The sequence below is a fragment of the Bacillus sp. ok061 genome, assembly GCF_900108285.1.
In the GTDB taxonomy this organism is placed as follows: Bacteria; Bacillota; Bacilli; order Bacillales; family Bacillaceae_G; genus Bacillus_A; species Bacillus_A thuringiensis_S.
This window is the reverse complement of sequence record NZ_FNUW01000001.1, coordinates 476479-476714: the sequence shown is the minus strand read 5'-3', so window position 1 is coordinate 476714 and position 236 is coordinate 476479. Positions and strand designations below refer to the sequence as shown.

Genomic DNA, 236 nt, shown 5'->3' with positions numbered 1-236 from the left:
TTATCCATAATTGGCATCATATTTGGTGGTTGGTTGTTATCCATAATTGGCATTATATTTGGCATTTGAATATTTGGCGGTATGACTTGCGGAATAACTACATTTTCTTTCGATACATTTGGCGATACTATATTCCCTACGTTTTCTTTCTTCACTTGTGGTGACACTATATTTCCTACATTCTCTTTCTTCACTTGTGGTGACACTATATTCCCTACATTTTCTTTCTTCACTTG

1 pseudogene is annotated in these 236 nt (G+C 34.7%); it reads right to left on the bottom strand.

Features of this window, described 5'->3' with window-relative positions:
* Positions 1–236 (bottom strand): annotated as a pseudogene (locus C4S65_RS35070) (hypothetical protein); the annotation flags it as partial.